General features: G+C 62.6%; 1 protein-coding gene. It reads right to left on the bottom strand.

Annotation, left to right across the window (positions count from 1 at the left end; all coding sequences use genetic code 11):
• Positions 1–266: 266 nt before the first annotated feature.
• Positions 267–1,043: IS110 family transposase (locus FHW92_RS25500; RefSeq protein WP_210428706.1), on the bottom strand; the 777-nt coding region annotated here is incomplete at its 5' end.

A 1,043-nucleotide genomic window follows, 5' to 3' on the forward strand; every position in this document is an offset into this window, starting at 1 on the left:
CGCCCATGTGTGGACGGCTCTCCGTTGGCAAGGGGTTTGGTGAGCGTGTGCACTTGGTGGTCGGTGCGGCCATGTGTCCGGCCTTTAATGCGGCTGTCGTTGCCGCTGGCCATAATGCCTTCCGCGGACCGGATCCCTGATCACTTGCTCGCACTCGGAGTGCTTGGGCGTAGTAGGGTGGTCTGATCCGGCGGTGTCGACCGGCTTTCGTGCAATAGCTCCTGTGCCCTTTCCAACCTCGAAGCGCAGCCTTCAGCCGCGCGGTATCATGCGGCGATAGCCATCGGCTCGCGATAGCGGTCTCCGCGCATCATCATGGCCCATGCGATCCGAGCGTTCTTGTTTGCCAGTGCGATGGCAGCAACCTTCGGCTTACGGCGCTCAAGCAGGCGTACGAGCCATGTGCGGCGCGTGCTCTGCATCGCGCGTCGGATCACGGCCATGGCGCCCGTGAAGAGCATCTGACGCAGATAGCGATTGCCCGCCTTGGTGATGGAGCCAAGCCGCTCCTTGCCGCCCGATGAGTTTTGCCGTGGCACCAGGCCCATCCACGCTGCCATGTTGCGGCCGCACCGGAATACCGACGGGTCGGGGATGCATGCTATCAATGCCGAGGCTACCAGTGGCCCGATGCCGGGCACTTCCATGAGACGACGACCAAGCTCCGTTGAACGGGCCAGGCCGAGGACTTGGCGATCGTTTTCGAGGATCTGCTGTTTCACAAGGCTCAATTGGGCAACAAGCATCTGCAGGCACTGACGTGCTGCTGCAGGAAGACGTTCATCGGTCCCATCCTCGATGACCTTGAGCAGCCGGTCGACGCCGATGCGCCCCACCGGTGCGGCGATCCCGAACTCAGCCATGTGCGCACGAATGGCATTGGTGAGCATCACCAGTTGACGGTTGAGCATCAGGCGCACCTTGTGCAGCATCATCGCGCTTTGCTCCTGGGGCGCTTTCGGCGCAACGAAACGCATGGTGGGGCGCGTCACTGCCTCCGCGATCGCCTCGGCATCGGCCATGTCGTTCTTCTGGCGCTTCAC

It is taken from the genome of Novosphingobium sp. SG707 (assembly GCF_012275515.1).
Taxonomy (GTDB): Bacteria; Pseudomonadota; Alphaproteobacteria; order Sphingomonadales; family Sphingomonadaceae; genus Novosphingobium.